The sequence below is a fragment of the Calidithermus roseus genome (genome assembly GCF_003574095.1).
In the GTDB taxonomy this organism is placed as follows: domain Bacteria; phylum Deinococcota; class Deinococci; order Deinococcales; family Thermaceae; genus Calidithermus; species Calidithermus roseus.
This window is the reverse complement of sequence record NZ_QWLA01000177.1, coordinates 1-765: the sequence shown is the minus strand read 5'-3', so window position 1 is coordinate 765 and position 765 is coordinate 1. Positions and strand designations below refer to the sequence as shown.

The following is a 765-nucleotide window of genomic DNA, read 5'->3' as shown; positions in this document are numbered from 1 at the left end:
CTCCGAGCGGACCGGCCCGGTGTACGGTGGAGACGTAGGGCGCGTGAAGGTAGGGGGGTTGGATGCGCCAGTCGAGGACTTGGGTCTTGGCTTGAGGCTCGCTCATGCTCCCTCCTGCTCCATCTCGGCGTAGACCCGCTTGGCCACGGCGAAGGCCCGGTTGGCCGCGGGCACACCGGCATAGACGGCTACCTGATGAAACACCTCCCGCACTTCCTCGGGGCTGACCCCCGTGTGGGTGGTGGCCCGCACGTGCATGGCCAGCTCGTGCTCGTGGCCCAGTGCCGCCAGGATGGCCAGGGTCAGCAGGTGCCGGGTCCTGCGTTCCAGGCCCCCTCGAGTCCACAACTCCCCCCAGGCGTACTCGGTGATGAAGCGCTGGAAATCGGCATCGAAGGGGGTCGTCTGGGCCTGAGCCCGCTCTACGTGGGCATCACCCAGCACCTCCCGGCGGGTCTTCATGCCCCGCTCGAAGCTATCGGACATAACCCAGCTCCTCCAAAAACGCACGAATCCCCTGCAACGTGGCCTCCGGCTGCTCGACGCAGGGCAGGTGCGCGGCCCCGGCGATGAGCTTTAGGGGAGCCCCCAGGCCCCGCGCGAGTTCGCCGGCCAGATCGGGCGGGGTCGAGCGGTCCTCGGCCCCGCAGAGCACCAGCGTTCGGGCGCGAATATTCCCCAGCTCAGCCCGCAAGTCCGCCTCGCGCAAGGCCATGCAGGTGCCGATGTAGCCCTCTGGGGGCGTACGGCTGAGCATGTTGTAGT

The 765-nt window shown here is 68.2% G+C and carries 1 protein-coding gene and 1 pseudogene; both read right to left on the bottom strand.

All coding sequences use genetic code 11. From position 1 onward, the window contains the following. Positions 1-102: 102 nt before the first annotated feature. Positions 103-486, bottom strand: coding sequence for a 4-carboxymuconolactone decarboxylase (gene pcaC, locus Mrose_RS18475; protein WP_119280681.1), 384 nt, complete (start codon positions 484-486; stop codon positions 103-105). Next, positions 476-765 (bottom strand): annotated as a pseudogene (locus Mrose_RS18470) (3-oxoadipate enol-lactonase); the annotation flags it as partial. The gene pcaC and the pseudogene Mrose_RS18470, both read right to left, overlap by 11 nt.

Bases quoted from the DNA above. Each gene is read 5' to 3' on its own strand.
- pcaC (WP_119280681.1), bottom strand. From the start codon at position 486: ATGTCCGATAGCTTCGAGCGGGGCATGAAGACCCGCCGGGAGGTGCTG.